The sequence below is a fragment of the Endobacterium panacihumi genome (assembly GCF_050847465.1).
Lineage (GTDB): Bacteria > Pseudomonadota > Alphaproteobacteria > Rhizobiales > Rhizobiaceae > Neorhizobium > Neorhizobium panacihumi.
In genome coordinates, this window is the sequence record NZ_JBOZRA010000009.1 from 74578 (window position 1) to 90340 (window position 15763).

At 59.0% G+C, this 15763-nt stretch carries 16 protein-coding genes; 8 read left to right on the top strand and 8 right to left on the bottom strand.

Annotated features, from left to right (window positions below):
- Window positions 1-32: 32 nt before the first annotated feature.
- Window positions 33-1238, top strand: coding sequence for a 3-oxoadipyl-CoA thiolase (gene pcaF, locus ACRQ1B_RS26435; RefSeq protein ID WP_432297109.1), 1206 nt, complete (start codon window positions 33-35; stop codon window positions 1236-1238).
- A 127-nt stretch (window positions 1239-1365) separates the two neighbouring features.
- A complete protein-coding gene (locus tag ACRQ1B_RS26440; protein ID WP_432297110.1) occupies window positions 1366-1782 on the top strand; it encodes a MerR family transcriptional regulator in 417 nt (138 codons plus the stop codon).
- Window positions 1783-1851: 69 nt separating this feature from the next.
- Here the strand turns inward: ACRQ1B_RS26440 and ACRQ1B_RS26445 are convergent, their stop codons facing one another.
- The 8 genes from ACRQ1B_RS26445 to mog form a co-directional block, all read right to left on the bottom strand.
- Window positions 1852-4122: a heavy metal translocating P-type ATPase gene (locus ACRQ1B_RS26445; protein WP_432297111.1), complete on the bottom strand. Its 2271-nt coding sequence runs from the start codon at window positions 4120-4122 to the stop codon at window positions 1852-1854.
- Between the two features lie 92 nt (window positions 4123-4214).
- Window positions 4215-5024 carry an inositol monophosphatase family protein gene (locus ACRQ1B_RS26450; protein WP_432297112.1) on the bottom strand — a complete coding sequence of 270 codons (810 nt, stop codon included), beginning with the start codon at window positions 5022-5024 and terminating at the stop codon, window positions 4215-4217.
- Window positions 5021-5857, bottom strand: a complete 837-nt coding sequence (locus ACRQ1B_RS26455) for a glycerophosphodiester phosphodiesterase (protein WP_432297113.1) — start codon at window positions 5855-5857, stop codon at window positions 5021-5023. The genes ACRQ1B_RS26450 and ACRQ1B_RS26455 overlap by 4 nt, the downstream gene beginning before the upstream one ends.
- A gap of 2 nt (window positions 5858-5859) precedes the next feature.
- Window positions 5860-6894, bottom strand: a complete 1035-nt coding sequence (locus ACRQ1B_RS26460) for an ABC transporter ATP-binding protein (protein ID WP_432297114.1) — start codon at window positions 6892-6894, stop codon at window positions 5860-5862.
- Window positions 6895-6903: 9 nt separating this feature from the next.
- Window positions 6904-7728: an ABC transporter permease gene (locus ACRQ1B_RS26465; protein ID WP_432297115.1), complete on the bottom strand. Its 825-nt coding sequence runs from the start codon at window positions 7726-7728 to the stop codon at window positions 6904-6906.
- 1 nt (window position 7729) lies between these two features.
- Window positions 7730-8614: an ABC transporter permease gene (locus ACRQ1B_RS26470; protein ID WP_432297116.1), complete on the bottom strand. Its 885-nt coding sequence runs from the start codon at window positions 8612-8614 to the stop codon at window positions 7730-7732.
- Window positions 8611-9762 carry an extracellular solute-binding protein gene (locus tag ACRQ1B_RS26475; RefSeq protein WP_432297117.1) on the bottom strand — a complete coding sequence of 384 codons (1152 nt, stop codon included), beginning with the start codon at window positions 9760-9762 and terminating at the stop codon, window positions 8611-8613. Before ACRQ1B_RS26475 ends, ACRQ1B_RS26470 begins: the two co-directional genes overlap by 4 nt.
- Before the next feature lie 370 nt (window positions 9763-10132).
- Window positions 10133-10654 (bottom strand): molybdopterin adenylyltransferase, encoded by a 522-nt coding sequence (gene mog, locus ACRQ1B_RS26480; protein WP_432297118.1) that lies wholly within the window; start codon window positions 10652-10654, stop codon window positions 10133-10135.
- A 254-nt stretch (window positions 10655-10908) separates the two neighbouring features.
- Here mog and napE point away from each other — a divergent pair, with 254 nt between their 5' ends.
- Genes napE through ACRQ1B_RS26510 form a run of 6 tightly spaced genes read left to right on the top strand, consistent with a single transcriptional unit; the run spans window position 10909 to window position 15533 of the window.
- The gene (napE, locus tag ACRQ1B_RS26485) at window positions 10909-11124 is read left to right on the top strand and encodes a periplasmic nitrate reductase, NapE protein (protein WP_432297119.1); all 216 of its coding nucleotides are present in this window, start codon (window positions 10909-10911) and stop codon (window positions 11122-11124) included.
- Window positions 11125-11129: 5 nt separating this feature from the next.
- Window positions 11130-11630: a ferredoxin-type protein NapF gene (locus ACRQ1B_RS26490; RefSeq protein ID WP_432297120.1), complete on the top strand. Its 501-nt coding sequence runs from the start codon at window positions 11130-11132 to the stop codon at window positions 11628-11630.
- Entirely contained in the window at window positions 11623-11904 is a 282-nt protein-coding gene (locus tag ACRQ1B_RS26495) for a chaperone NapD (protein ID WP_432297121.1), read from the top strand. Before ACRQ1B_RS26490 ends, ACRQ1B_RS26495 begins: the two co-directional genes overlap by 8 nt.
- A complete protein-coding gene (gene napA / locus ACRQ1B_RS26500) occupies window positions 11879-14383 on the top strand; it encodes a periplasmic nitrate reductase subunit alpha (protein WP_432297122.1) in 2505 nt (834 codons plus the stop codon). The genes ACRQ1B_RS26495 and napA overlap by 26 nt, the downstream gene beginning before the upstream one ends.
- Window positions 14353-14844, top strand: a complete 492-nt coding sequence (locus ACRQ1B_RS26505; RefSeq protein ID WP_432297123.1) for a nitrate reductase cytochrome c-type subunit — start codon at window positions 14353-14355, stop codon at window positions 14842-14844. Before napA ends, ACRQ1B_RS26505 begins: the two co-directional genes overlap by 31 nt.
- The gene (locus ACRQ1B_RS26510; RefSeq protein ID WP_432297124.1) at window positions 14841-15533 is read left to right on the top strand and encodes a cytochrome c3 family protein; all 693 of its coding nucleotides are present in this window, start codon (window positions 14841-14843) and stop codon (window positions 15531-15533) included. The genes ACRQ1B_RS26505 and ACRQ1B_RS26510 overlap by 4 nt, the downstream gene beginning before the upstream one ends.
- Window positions 15534-15763 lie beyond the last annotated feature (230 nt).

Below are 15763 nucleotides of genomic sequence, written 5' to 3' on the forward strand. Positions count from 1 at the left end.
GATGTACGGCATTGCGTGCCGGGGAGGGTTTCATGACCGACGCATTTATCTGTGACTACATCCGCACCCCAATTGGCCGGTTTGGTGGCGCACTCTCGTCTGTTCGGACGGATGACCTCGGTGCCATCCCGCTTAGCTCGCTGATGAAACGCAATGCTTCCGTCGACTGGGAAGCCGTTGGCGACGTCATTTATGGCTGCGCCAACCAGGCGGGCGAAGACAATCGCAACGTTGCCCGCATGTCGCTCTTGCTGGCCGGTCTTCCGGTTTCCGTCACGGGGACGACGATCAACCGTCTATGCGGGTCCGGTATGGATGCCATCATTACTGCCGCCCGGGCGATCAAGGCCGGCGAGGCCGACCTGATGATTGCCGGCGGCGTGGAGAGCATGAGCCGCGCACCGTTCGTGATGCCGAAAGCCGAGACTGCATTTTCGCGCAATGCCGAAATCCATGACACGACCATCGGCTGGCGCTTCATCAACCCACTGATGAAAAAACAGTATGGCGTCGATTCCATGCCGGAAACCGGCGAAAATGTTGCGGAGGACTACCGCGTATCCCGCGAGGACCAGGACGCCTTTGCATTGCGCTCCCAGAACAAGGCGGCAGCGGCACAGGAAAACGGCCGGCTGGCGAAAGAAATCATCGCCGTCGCCATTCCCCAACGCAAGGGCGATCCCATTGCTGTGTCGAAAGATGAGCATCCTCGCGCCACAACCATGGAAGCGCTGGCAAAACTGGGAACGCCTTTCAAAAAGGAAGGCGGCACGGTCACGGCCGGCAACGCTTCCGGCGTCAATGACGGCGCGGCAGCATTGATCATCGCCTCGGAGGCGGCGGCCAGGACACATGGCCTTACCCCTATCGCCCGCATCATGGCTGGCGCGACCGCCGGCGTTGCGCCGCGCGTGATGGGCATCGGTCCCGCCCCCGCCTCGCAGAGGTTGATGGCGCTGCTGAACATGAAACAGCAGCAGTTCGATGTCATCGAGCTCAACGAAGCTTTTGCCTCGCAAGGCTTGGCAACGTTGCGCGCGCTTGGAATTTCCGACGACGATGCCCGCGTCAATATAAACGGTGGCGCGATCGCGCTCGGTCATCCTCTCGGCATGTCCGGCGCCCGCATAACCGGCACGGCGGCGCTCGAACTGTCGCTCGGTCACGGTCGTTACGCGCTTGCCACAATGTGCATCGGCGTCGGGCAGGGTATTGCTGTGGCATTGGAGCGTGTTTGATCAACTCGCTTTGACGGCCGGCGGATATGAAAAATCGGCCCGAGCACCTATATTCAGTCATCCAGCAGGCGCGGTTTTCCGACCCTGACATAGTGTGCGTGCGGCTTGCACCGGAAGGAGGACTTTCATGCTGACCATCGGCGATTTGTCCAGGACAACGGGCGTCAAGGTGCCGACCATCCGTTACTATGAGCAGATGGGGCTTTTGTCCCACAGCGAACGTTCGGAGGGAAATCAGCGGCGTTATTCGAAGGGAGAGCGTGAGCGTCTTTCGTTCATCAAACATGCGCGGGAACTGGGCCTGACGATCGAGGCGATCAGAGAGTTGATAGATCTCAGCCAGCATCCGGAAAAGCCCTGCGCCGAAGCCGACCGCATTGCAGCCGAACAATTGCTGACCGTTCGCGAAAAGATCGAACGGCTAAAAAAGCTGGAAGCGGAACTGGAACGCATCACCACCCAGTGCCACAGCAATCATGTCCGCGATTGTTATGTAATCCAGGCTCTCGCCAACCACGACCTGTGTTCGACCGACCACGATTGAGACATTGACAGGCAACCGGCAGGGCGGGCACGAACCCGACCTGCAAGCCCCATTGTCAGAACAACTCGCTCATCTGATCGGGCGCAGCAGACGAAGCGCATTGATGGTGACCAGCACAGTCGCCCCCGTATCGGCAAGAATGGCGGGCCACAGCCCTGTCACGCCCATGACGGTGGTGACAAGGAAGACGGCCTTCAGTCCCAGCGCGATCGCGATGTTCTGAAAGATGGTCTTCATCGTGCGCTTGGACAGATCGATCATCAGGGCGACATCGCCGACACGGCCATGGAGCACTGCGGCATCCGCCGTTTCCAACGCCACGTCCGTTCCACCGCCCATGGCGATGCCGATATCGGCGGCGGCGAGCGCCGGCGCATCATTGATACCGTCGCCGATCTTGCCGACCACAAAACCGTCCTTTTGCAACTCGCAGACGATGCGCTGCTTGTCCTCCGGCATCAGTTCGGCACGGACCTCGATGCCAAGCTGCGCCCCGACCGCCATGGCGGTGCGCTTGTTGTCACCGGTCAGCATCACGGTCCGGATGCCGGCATCGGTTAAGGCTTTGAGACCCAATACCGCATCTGCACGCGGCTCATCGCGCATGGCGATGGCGCCGGCAAGCACGTCGCCGATGATCAGAACGGAGACGGTCTTACCATCGTCGTTGAGCGATGCGATCGATCGGTCATGCGCGGCCGACAATTTGACACGCTCGGCAGCGGCCTTCGGTGAACCGAAAAACATCTCGACGCCATCGATGACGGCTGTCACGCCCTTGCCGCCCAAAGCTTTCGCATCGGTCACCGGCAGCAGATCGAGGCCATCTTCCACTGCTTTTTCGAGGATCGCCAAGGCGAGCGGATGGCTCGACCCCGTTTCCAGTGACGCCGCGTAGCGCAGCACATCGACACCACTGCGGCCGAACGGAACGAGGTCGGTCACGACAGGTGCGCCGGCCGTGAGTGTGCCGGTTTTGTCAAAGGCGATGGCGGTCAGCTTGCCAAGGCCTTCGAGAACGGCGCCACCCTTCATCAGCAGGCCCCGGCGTGCACCGGCCGAGAGGGCCGCAGCGATTGCAGCTGGCGTCGAGATGACCAGCGCGCAGGGGCAACCGATCAACAGGATGGCGAGGCCCTTGTAGACCCATTCGCTCCAATCCCCACCGGTAAACAGCGGCGGAATGATCGCGACGAGAGCGGCAACCAGGACGACACCCGGCGTGTAATAGCGCGAGAAGCGATCGATGAAACGTTCTGTCGGCGCCTTGGATTCCTGCGCCTCCTCGACAAGCCGCACGACACGGGCAATCGTATTGTCCTCGGCAGCAGCGGTGACGCGGATGCGCAGGGCAGCATTCCCATTCACAGTGCCTGCGAAGACGGGATCATCGATGCTTTTCTCCACCGGCACACTTTCACCGGTGACCGGAGCTTCATCGATGGCGCTCTCTCCTGCAATGATGACGCCATCGGCGGGCACCCTATCACCAGGGCGAATGAGAATGACGGAGCCGACCATCAATGTTTCTGCGGGCACTTCGCGGGTCTTGCCGCCTTCTTCAAGCAGAGCCGTCTTCGGGACCAGCGTCGCGAGCGAACGGATACTGTCGCGTGCACGGCCGGCTGCAACACCTTCCAGCAACTCGCCGACAAGGAAGAGGAACACGACGGCCGCCGCTTCTTCCGTGGCATTGATGATCAACGCACCAACGGCTGCGATCGTCATCAACATCTCGATTGAAAACGGCGTACCCATGCGCGCCGCCATGATGGCGCGGCGGGCAATCGGAAACAGGCCCACAAACATCGCGAGGATAAACGCAGGGGTGGCAATCGCCGGGATGAGATGGCCAGCGACATACGCCACCACCAGCGCCAGCCCGGCGATGATGGTCAGCCGTCCCTTGCGGCTTTTCCACCACGGGGCCTCGCTCGGGCCGTGATCATGCCCGTGAAGGCTTTTGCCTGCTTCATCGGAATCAGTGTGATCGTGATTGTTCTCATGGCCATGATCGCCGTTGACGGAATGCCCGGAGTGATCATGATCAGAATGCGCGCATCCTGGCCCATGGACATGCTCGTCACCCGATGCAGGTTGTGCTGATGCCGGTTTCGCCCTGGCTACGATGGGGCTTGCGCCATACCCCAGGCCGGACAGCTTCTTTCCGATCGCCTCGAGATCGCCGCCGTCATGGGTCACGGTCATCGTTCCCGCGGTCACGGACACGGAAACATCGCTGACGCCGGGCATGCGGCGGACAGCCTTGTCGATCTTGGACGCGCAGGATGCGCAGTCCATACCTTCGACACGGAAGCGGGTCTGTTGGGGATTGCTCATGAAATGATCCTCTTGGCACTTGGATCATTCCTACGACCTCTAGTAACTAGAGGTGCAAGAGCCAAATCGCAAAATCACATCTGGCAAAACCTTTAGGCCGCATCCTTGGGAGGCGCCTTGCTCAGGTGCTGCATGAGATAGGCATGCGTTGCCGGATTGGCGACGATCAGCGTCCCGGTGCGCTCGAAAACGTCGGGGCCACGTCCCCACCAGTCGGTTACAATACCTCCTGCTTCCTGCACGATCAGAATGCCGGCCGCCGTATCGATAAAGCCGGTCTCCTCATAATAGCCCGTCAGCCGACCGCAGGCGACATAGGCGCAGGAATTGGCCGCGCTGCCGACGATGCGCACCGCGCCGATGGGCGCGCGGATTTCATCCAGACGCTGATATGCGCCCGGATGAAGGGAAAGGTTCGGCGTGGGCAGGCCAGTGCCGACGCACATCAGCGCCACATCCGTTGAGGTGCTCACCTGCAGGCGCGCGCCGTTGAGATAGGCGCCCTCGCCCTTGATCGCCGTGAACATTTCATCGGAAACGGGATTATAGATCAGGCCACACATCGTTTCATTGCCACGGCGCAGCGAGATCGTGATCGTGTAGTGCTGACCATAGATGAAGTTGGTGGTGCCATCGATCGGGTCCACCAACCAGCGATGCGCGTCATCCGAACCGTCGACAGGCGCAAACTCTTCACCGGTCAAACCCCATGGATAATGGCTGAGCAGGCGATCGCGAATGAGCGTCTCGGACTCCTTGTCGGCTTCGGATACAAAATCGCCCGGACCCTTGATACCGATCTCGATATCGCGAAAACGCTTGAAATGCTTGAGCGTCAGTGCACCGGCTTCACGCGCGGTGGCGACCATGTGATCGAGGATGTTGCTGTAATTCACTGTCATTCGCTGAAGGCCTTGGCTAACCCTTCCGGGTCATCTGTGGTGATCTGATCGACCTTGAGCCGCAAAAGGCGTTCGATCTGACCGATGGTTTGCGGCGTGATGCGATTGATCGTCCAGGCATCGACACGACGTCCGGCAGCATGGACCGGGGCGACGATATCGATGCCCACTTCCTTGGCCGAAAGGATGATATCGTAGGCGATATAAATCATCTTCGCGTCCGGCGCCGTGGCCAGCGCCTGTTCGATGAAACTGCGATAATCTCCCGTCGCTTGCAGCCGGGCGAGGCTTTCGCCATAACAGGGGTCATAACCGGTCACGAGGCCAGGAGCCGATTTGGCCAGCATGGCGATGGCGTCGAAATCTCCGCCTGACAGGATCAGCGATCCGGCGATAGGGGCAACGCTTTGCCCGAAATTGGCGACGATCTGCGGGCTGAGCGCTGCAAGGTTTTCCTTTAAATCGAGCTGCAGGAGGGCGTCCGGATGCACACCCTCGCTTGCCAGCAGATCGCAAAGATCGTCCAGCAACAGAACCTTGTCGGACACCGCCTGGCCGTCATTGCCGCGCAGATGCAGTTTCCGCAGAGCGGCAGCGTCGGTATCCCGCACGTTTCCAGACCCGGTGGTTTCCCGTTCCAGGGTCAGATCATGCAGCACTGCACAGCCGTGATCGGCATGGATAACGAGATCGACCTCGACACTGGCGCCGAGCCGCATGGCCTCGACAATACGAGTACCGGTAAAGACCGGATCGGATGGACGGCGGCGGCCGCGATGCCATTTGATCCAGGTACGATGCCCGTCTCTGTCGATATGGAGGGGATCGCTCACGCTCAACTCCGGTAAATCTGCTGGTTGTCGCGATAGGCAGCAACGGCGCGCGGCAGAAGATCCACACCCTGCCCTGCCCGGAACAGATCGGGATGGGCTACCATCGATTTCAGCCGCGTGCCATCGGCGAGGTCAAGATCAACGAGACCATGCGAGCCGTAATCGGTCACACGATGCACGTTTGCCTTGGGAGTTTCTGAGATGGTCAGATCAAGCGACTCGGGGCGGATGGCAAGCGTAGCCGGGCCATCCGAGATCGGCAGCGGCACGGCGAGGCCGGAGCGGATGAAATTTCCCTGCGACACCTCACCCTCGATCAGGTTCATGGTGCCGATAAAGCCCGCGACAAACGGGGTTTTCGGATCTCGGTAAACGACATCAGGACGATCGATCTGCTCGGTCTTGCCATTGGCCATGACGACAATACGATCCGCCATGGACAACGCCTCGTCCTGACCGTGGGTAACGAACAGGGTGGTGATCTTGAGACGCTGCTGGATATCGCGCACCTCTTCACGCAGTCGCTCGCGCAAATGCTGGTCGAGGCTGGCGAACGGTTCATCGAGAAGCAGGATTTTCGGCTCCAGAACCAGCGAACGCGCCAGTGCCACACGCTGTTGCTGGCCGCCGGAAAGCTGCGTGGTCATGCGATCGCCATATCCGGCAAGACCGACCAGTTCGAGCACGGCTTCTACCTTTTCCCTGATCCGGTCCGCCGGCATGCGGCGCAGCTTCAGGCCGAAGGCAAGGTTTCTGAAGACGTTCATATGTGTCCAAAGCGCATGGCTCTGGAACACCATGCCGGTAGGCCGGCGTTCCGGCGGCAGATGTGTCACCTCTTCGCCATCAATGGTGATGCGACCGGAACTCGGCTGTTCGAAACCGCCGATCATACGCAGCAAAGTGGATTTTCCCGAGCCCGAAGGACCAAGAAGGCAGACGAGTTCGCCATCGGCAACATTGAGCGAAAACCTGTCGACGGCATTGGTACCACCGGAAAAGGTTTTGGTGACGTCAGCGATATGAAGAACGGACATGATTGTTTCCTAGCCACCGAAACCACGGGCGAAGGCACCGCCGCCGATGACACGCCGAGCGAACATGAGAGCGATGAAGGACGGCACCCAGAGCAGGACGGACAGGACCGCGCCATACTGGATGACCATCTGGTTATTGATATAGCTGATCATCAGCACCGGCATGGTGCGGATGCCGGGCGCGCCGATCAGCCAGGCGCCTTCGGTTTCATAGAAAGTGCCGACAAAACTTAGGAGAACAGCGGCGGCAATGGTGGGGCCTGCCTGCGGCAGGGTGATCGACCAGAACACCCGCAACGGGCTAGCGCCGACATCACGCGCCGCTTCTTCCATGCGCCGGTCGACCGCCTGGAAGGCCGCCACGGGTATCCAGATCATGAACATCAGCGTGCCGACGAGCTGGATCAGCACAACACCCCAGAACGTGCCGATAAGATCGAGCTGTAGAAAGATGGCGGCGATTGCCACCAGAAGGCCGAATTTTGGAAAAGCGTGACCGGCCAGAAACGAAAAGAACAGAATGTTGCGGCCTGGAAAACTCATGCGGGCAAAAGCGTAGGCAGCAGGCAGACATATCACCGCCGACAGCAATGTCACGACCGTCGAAAGCTGCAGGCTGAGTATCAGCGCATTCCAGACATCGGCACGACCAAGCGTCTGCCCCCAGAAGCGAAAACCAAACTGTTGCGGAACGATGTTGGGATAACGCCAGACCTCGGTAAAGGCCCAGGTCCCGACAACGACGAGTGGGCCGACGATGGCAAGCGAAAGAAGCACGGCAAACAGGATGCCGAGCCAATCGATGCGGGCGCGAACGGGAGCAAGCGTGGTCATGTCACTTTCCCTGATTGCGCGCGACCGAACGCACATAAAAGAGGCCGAACACGATGCAGAAACCGAAGGCGATCACCGCCTGGGTCATGGCACCGATCGGATCCTGCACTTCGCGCAGCGTGCGCTGCATGAACGGACCAAGCATTTCCGGCGAGGCGGGACCGAGCAGATAAGGAAGCGTGAAGGACGAAAAGATGCCGAGCACCGAAAAGGAAAGCGCAACGAGGATGGAGTTGGAAATGCGCGGCAGGATGATGTGCCAGAACACCTGCAAGGCATTGGCACCGACGTCGCGCGCGGCCTCGATGGACTGGTTGGCGACACTGCCAAGACCCGCGGCCAAGATGAGCACGGTCAGCGGAATATTGTCCCAGACGAGCCCGATCACCGGTCCCCAAGGCGTCAGATAGGGCGTGCGGATTTTGGGAAGATCGACGGCGTTGAGCAGAATATCCACCATGCCATTCGGCCCCAGTACGCGGATGAAGGCGAATGCCAGAATGATGGAAGGCACGAACATCGGAAAGATGGTCAGCGCCTGCACATAACCGGATAACCGGCCGCGCGAAAAACGCAGGTAGAGCGCGATCGGCAGACATATCACGAGAAGAATAATGGCGCAGACCAGCGTGGTCCACAGCGTGACGGTGAGATTGTCGAGGCTGTAGCGATCCGAGAAGAAGAAGGCGTAGCTCGACAGGTTGAATCCGATATTGCCATCGCCATCCGGACGCCAGATGGTGCGGCTGATGGCGTTGATAGCGGGCCAGATGACGAGCCAGATCATCAGGAAAACCGGAATTGCGACCAGCAGGAGGCCAAGCGGCCCCCTGCTTTCGGTGTTATCGATGAGCGGACGCGCCGCTCCTGCCGTGATCTCGCTCACGACTTGCGGTCGACATTGGGAGCAACATTGCGATACCAGCCATCGTTGATGGCCGCTTCCCACTTGCCGCCCGGGAAGGTCGGAATTGACTGCGGGATGATGTCGGCGAATTTCTCGCGCAGTTCAGGCGAGACGTGATCCCAGGAGACACCCGGGAAACCACCGAGTTCGGTGAGGATCGCACCCTGGATTTCTTCAGACAGTATGAAATCAGCGAGCTTGAGGGCGGCATCGCGGTTGGCGCCGTTTTCGAGAACGACGGCACGCGAGAAATTGCCGCAAAGTGCAAGATCCTGAAGCTGGACGAGACCGGTTTCCGGCGGCAGAACACCCTGGTCGATCGCCTGCAGAACCTGATCGGACCAGACCGGGATCATCGTAACCACACCCTGCGACAGAAGCTGCAGCGACTGCGTATTGCCGGAGGAGTAAGCCCCCTTATCGTATAGCGACGGCGCAATGTCGGCGAGCAGTTGCCAAGCTTTGCCGAGCGCTTCGTCACCGCGCTCCTGCGTGTAGTTATCGACAGTGAAGGCCTTCGGATCAAGGCCATTAGCCTGATGGATGGCGCGACGAACAAAATTGCCGCCAGAACCACCCTTATCAGGACGATTGTAAACGAACTGGCCGGGATTGGCCTTGATCCAGGTGACGAGTTCGTCCCACGTCTTAGGGGCGTCCGCCGGCTTCAGCTTGGTCGTATCATAAGCAAGCAGAACCTGGCTGCCGCGATAAGGGAGGCTGTATTCACTCTGGATGGCCAACGGATTGACGCGCGAATAGTTGGAAAGGCTAGCGTTCTTCATGTTGACATAGACGCCGGCATCAATTGCGCCTGCAGGTAGCAGCGGGTCGCTATGTTCGAAGAAATCAGCCTGCGGATCGGTGCCGGTCTGCTTAGCGGCAATGGCGCGCTCGCCGATAGCAAGGATGCCAGAATTGTCCCCGGCATCAACGAGATTAAGCTTGATCCCCGGATTGGCCGATTCAAAAGCCGGCTTTACCGTATTCGCCCAGAAATCCAGGACGTTGGTGTCGGAACCGGTATACCAATCGATCGTACCCTTGGCGGCAAAAGACATGCGGGGCGCAAGTGCCAGACCGACGGCAGCGCCAGCGGCGGACATCATAAAAGTGCGGCGTTTCATTTTTTGTCTCCGATGAGGTCGCGCGTGAATTTTCGAGCGCCACCTCGATCAAAAGACAGATCACAAGCCGACGCCGGCCGGCGCCGATACACACGTGTGCATGCATTTGCCGAACCGACAGCGGTTCTATTTGTGGTTCATAACGTCTTCATGACAACGGATTGGATGAGAGCGCGTGCAAACTTCATTTCCACCCTGCAATGACAGGCTTTCCTGTGGCTATGGCACCGTAGGCAATGGAAAATTCCGCTTCACCAAAGTCGTTTCAAAAACGCGATGACCTGCGTTGTATCAAAAAATGTGCGCCATCAGTGCAAAGAGGTCCTCGTAGCCGAGCGACGGCATGGTAACACCAATACCGCCGTTGCGATCATTCCGCAGGTCTGAAACTCTTCACCACCGAGGGATCTGTTTCCACACGCCCTGCACCGATCAGATCCAGGCAATAGGGAATTGCCGGGAAGACGGCGTCCAGCGACATGTCGATTGCTGCCGGCTTACCAGGCAGGTTGAGGTAAAACGTTTTTCCGCGCGTGCCGGCGGTCTGGCGGGACAATATGGCGGTTGGCGTTTGCTTCAATCCTTCACGCCGCAACAATTCTCCAAAGCCCGGCAGTTCCTTTTCAAGAACCTGCGCCATTGCTTCCGGCGTCTGGTCGCGCGGCGATGGTCCTGTTCCACCGGTGGTCAGCACCAGGTCCGCTCTGTGCTGGTCGCTGAGCTCGATCAGTGTGTCGCGCACCGAAGCCTCACCATCGGGTATCACCACACGCGTCAGTTCGTAGGCGCTGGTAATCGCCCGCCGCAACCAGCTTTCAATCGCCGGGCCGCTTATATCCTCATATTCACCACGGCTGGCGCGGTCAGAGATCGTCACCACACAAATTTTCATCTCTATTTCCCGTAACTTCAGGCCCGCTCGGCTCCCCAGTTTGCCCATGAACCGACTCTGGCACAACAGACTTCCAATTGCTCAAAATACGAGCAAAAACCAACAAACAACCCAAGGAAGCACCAACACGAAACCACAATCGCCTACAAAATCGGCATTTTAGCAATTTACATTGCGCTGGATCAAGGAGCTCACTGTCAGCTTTGCATAAAGTCTAAGCAAAATTCTACCGTCCAGATCGAGCGGATGCAGGCATGACAGATACAAACACCATTTCGGAGCAGACTTCGTTCCGGCAGAAACGCCGCCGCGAATTGCTCACTTTCGTCGTCCTCGCCTTCGGTATCTGGCCTGTCGTCGCGGTCGGCACCGTCGCCAGCTACGGTTTCATGGTCTGGGCCTACCAGATCGTCTACGGCCCACCCGGTCCGCACGACATAACCCCGGCGCGGCCGAATTCAGCGGAGTAACCGCCATGGGTCAAGTTGCGAGCACACGGCGCGCGTTTTTGACCGGCAGCGCTTTGCGTGCAAGGCGGGGTTATCATCCGCCGGGCGTGACGGACGCATCCATCGACAACTGTTCGGGCTGCGGTGATTGTGCAACCGCCTGTCCGAGCGGGATCATCCGGATGCGCGATGGCGTGCCGACCGTTGATTTCGGTATCGGCGAATGCACGTTTTGCGCAAAATGTTCCACGCGATGTCCCGAGCGGGTTTTCCCGCCTGAGCCGGCCTTATCTTTTGCCCATCACGCCGTCATCGCGGACAGCTGTCTCGCCATCAATTTCGTGGATTGTCAGGCTTGTCGTGACGCCTGCCCAACGACGGCGATCCGTTTCAAGCCAAGGCTGGGCGGGCCATTCGTGCCCGTACTCGATACCGATCCCTGCACCGGATGCGGCGCCTGTGTTTCAGTGTGCCCCACCGGGTCCATCAGCATGACTGCAAACACAACGGAGGTGGCGCATGCGTGACCCGCAGCATCACATATCGAGCGCGGTCGTTGTCGTGCGGCCGGAAGCGGTCGAGCGCATATCCGCGGCACTTGCCGAGATCGAAGGCGTCGAAGTGCACGCTACCGGCGGCGGCAAGATCGTCATCGTCATCGAAGGCCCGAGCTCCGGCTTTCTTGGCGAAACATTGATCGGAATTTCGGCGATGAACGACGTCATCGCCGCACACATGGTTTTCGAACAGACAATTGCAGAGAAGGAGATGTCGGATGACGGCAAAACTCACGCGGCGTGATGTGCTGAAGGCGCAGGCGGCTGCGATCGCAGCCTCGACGGCCGGCATCGCCATGCCGGCCGAGGCCCAATCCGTCCCCGGCGGTGTAGCGGCGCTGGAAATCAAGTGGTCCAAGGCCCCCTGTCGCTTCTGTGGCACCGGTTGCGGTGTCATGGTCGGCGTCAAGGAAAACCACGTCGTCGCCACCCATGGCGACATGGAGGCGGAGGTCAATCGCGGCCTCAACTGCGTCAAGGGCTATTTCCTGTCGAAGATCATGTACGGCAAGGACCGCCTGACGACGCCGCTTCTGCGCAAGCGCAACGGCGTGTTCGACAAGGAAGGCGAATTCGAGCCAGTTACCTGGGAAGAAGCCTTCGACATCATGGCTGAAAAAGCCAAGAAGACCTTGAAGGAAAAAGGACCGACAGCGATTGGCATGTTCGGCTCCGGCCAGTGGACCATTTTTGAAGGATATGCCGCCACCAAGCTAATGCGCGCCGGCTTCCGTTCCAACAATCTCGACCCCAATGCCCGCCACTGCATGGCATCGGCCGCCTACGGCTTCATGCGCACATTCGGCATGGACGAGCCGATGGGTTGTTACGACGATTTCGAGCATGCCGACGCCTTCGTGCTGTGGGGCTCGAACATGGCGGAGATGCACCCGATCCTGTGGACGCGTCTTGCCGACCGTCGCCTTGGCCACGAGCATGTGAAGGTCTCGGTGCTGTCGACCTTCACCCATCGCAGCATGGATCTTGCCGACATTCCGCTTGTCTTCAAACCCGGCACGGATCTGGCGATCCTCAACTATATCGCCAATCACATCATCCAGACCGGCCGCGTCAATCAGGCGTTCATCGACAAGAACACCAAGTTCATGCAGGCGACGACCGATATCGGTTACGGCCTGCGCGCCGAACATCCGCTGGAAGTGAAGGCAACCGGCGCGGCCAAGGCTGCGGAGATGACGCCGATCGATTTCGAAGCGTTCAAGAAACACGTTTCGGAATATACGCTCGACAAAGTTGCCGAGCTTGCCGGCGTCGACAAGGGCTTTCTGGAACAGCTGGCCGAGCTTTATGCCGACCCCAAGGTCAAGGTCATGTCGCTCTGGACCATGGGCTTCAACCAGCACGTTCGCGGCGTCTGGGCCAACCAGATGGTCTACAACATCCATCTGCTCACCGGCAAAATCTCCGAACCGGGCAACAGCCCCTTCTCGCTGACCGGCCAGCCTTCGGCCTGCGGCACCGCCCGCGAGGTCGGCACATTCGCCCACCGCCTGCCGGCCGATATGACGGTGACCAACCCGGAACACCGCAAACACGCAGAGGAATTGTGGAAGATCCCGCATGGCATCATCCCGGAGAAGCCGGGCTATCATGCCGTCCAGCAGGACCGCATGCTGCATGATGGCAAGCTGAACTTCTACTGGGTTCAGGTGAACAACAACATGCAGGCCGCTGCCAACAACAGCAACGAGGCCTATCTCGGTTATCGCAACCCGGACAATTTCATTGTCGTTTCGGATGCCTACCCGACCGTTACCGCTATGACCGCCGACCTCATCCTGCCGGCTGCCATGTGGGTGGAAAAGGAAGGCGCTTACGGCAATGCCGAACGCCGCACCCATGTCTGGCATCAGCTGGTCAACGCACCCGGTGAGGCTCGTTCCGATCTCTGGCAGCTGGTGGAATTCTCCAAGCGCTTCACCACCGAAGAAGTCTGGCCGAAAGAGATCCTCGACCAGAACCCGGATTACAAGAGCAAGACACTTTACGAAGTCCTGTTCCAGAACGGTCAGGTCGACCAGTTCCCGGCCGGTGAAATCTCATCGGATTACGAGAACTATGAGGCCAAGGCGTTTGGCTTCTATCTGCAGAAAGGCCTGTTCGAGGAATATGCCAGCTTCGGCCGCGGCCATGGTCACGACCTTGGCCCTTACGATCTCTACCATCAGGTCCGTGGCCTGCGCTGGCCGGTCGTCAACAATCAGGAGACCAAATGGCGTTACCGTGAAGGTTACGACCCCTATGTCAAGCAAGGCGAAGGCGTCAAATTTTACGGCCAGAAGGATGGCCGAGCCGTCATTCTCGCCGCGCCTTACGAGCCACCGGCAGAATCCCCGGATGACGAATTCGGATTCTGGCTGGTCACTGGCCGTGTTCTCGAACACTGGCATTCCGGCTCCATGACCATGCGCGTGCCGGAGCTCTACAAGGCATTTCCGGGAGCCCGCTGCTTCATGAACGGCGACGACGCACGCCGCCTCGGCATCAACCAGGGCGGGCAGGTGAAGATCCAGTCTCGCCGCGGCGAGATCATCAGCCGAGTGGATATCCGTGGCCGAAACCGCATGCCGCACGGCGTGATCTTTGTGCCGTGGTTCGACGCCAGCCAGTTGATCAACAAGGTCACGCTCGACGCCACCGACCCCATTTCCAAACAGACGGATTTTAAAAAATGCGCAGTCAAGATCCTTCCCGTCGCCTGAGCCGGCGCCTTTGGACGCTTTTCGCGCTCGCTCTGTGTCTGGTCACGGGCACGGTAGCGATCGCGCAGACAGTTCCACAACTGTCGGGTCGTGCTAGCCCGATGGAAAACACCGGCGCTGATCCGCTGCCGAAATGGATTGTCGACGACATCCAGAAGATGCGCAACTACCCGGACCAGCCACCGGTTATTCCGCATTCGATTGAGGGGTACCAGCTATCCGTCAATACCAATCGCTGCATGTCCTGCCATCGGCGTGAACTGACCGAAGGTTCCGGAGCACCGATGATCAGTGTCACCCATTACATGAACCGCGAGGGCCAGATGCTGGCCGACGTTTCGCCCCGCCGCTATTTCTGCACCGCGTGCCATGTTCCGCAGGCCGATACCCGTCCGCTCGTTCCCAACATGTTCAAGGACATGAGCGAACTCGGTTTCAAACCGGCAGGATCTGGCCAATGATCGGAAAATTCAAAGCGATCCTCCTGTGGGTCTGGCGTGTTATCGCCACGCCCGCCGGCACCTTAAGCCTTGGTTTTCTAACGCTCGGCGGCTTTGTGGGCGGCATCATTTTCTGGGGTGCGTTCAATACGGCGCTGGAAGTGACCAATACCGAAGCCTTCTGCACCGGTTGCCACGAGATGAAGGACAATGTTTATGAGGAAATGACGCGAACGGTGCATTTTTCCAACCGTTCCGGCGTGCGCGCATCCTGCCCCGATTGTCATGTGCCGCACCAGTGGACCAACAAGATCGCCCGCAAGATGCAGGCATCGAAGGAGGTCTGGGGCAAGCTGTTCGGCACCATCAACACGCGTGAAAAGTTCCTCGAACATCGCCTTGAACTCGCCCAGCACGAATGGGCACGCTTGAAGGCAAACGACAGCTTGGAATGCCGCAACTGCCATTCGTCCATCGCCATGGACTTTACCAAGCAGACAAAACGGGCGGCGGAAATTCACACGCGCTATCTTCTGACCGGCAAGGCGACGTGTATAGACTGCCATAAGGGCATCGCCCACGAACTGCCGAATATGGAAGGTGTCGATCCGGGCTGGAAGGTTCCCGCCGAACTGATGGGCAAGTCCGCAAGCCATGGCTTGCAGGACACCGATCAATTGGCCGCGTTTCTTGAGGGAACAGAGGGCTGATTTAAGCCTTTTTTCCTCAAGCAAAGCCAAGTGATGTGATCAAAACGGCTTGGCTTCAAACGCCGGGCTGTTTTGGCAGAGATCGGATAATGGGCCTCAGTGCCCATATAGCGCTACCGATCATTGTTCAGTATGTTATCTATGGCCCAGCGTTGATCAGCTAACATCGCATTTAACCGCATGAGACATCAACCCTGCCAAAATCCCAAAGTACATGTGAATACGAGCGG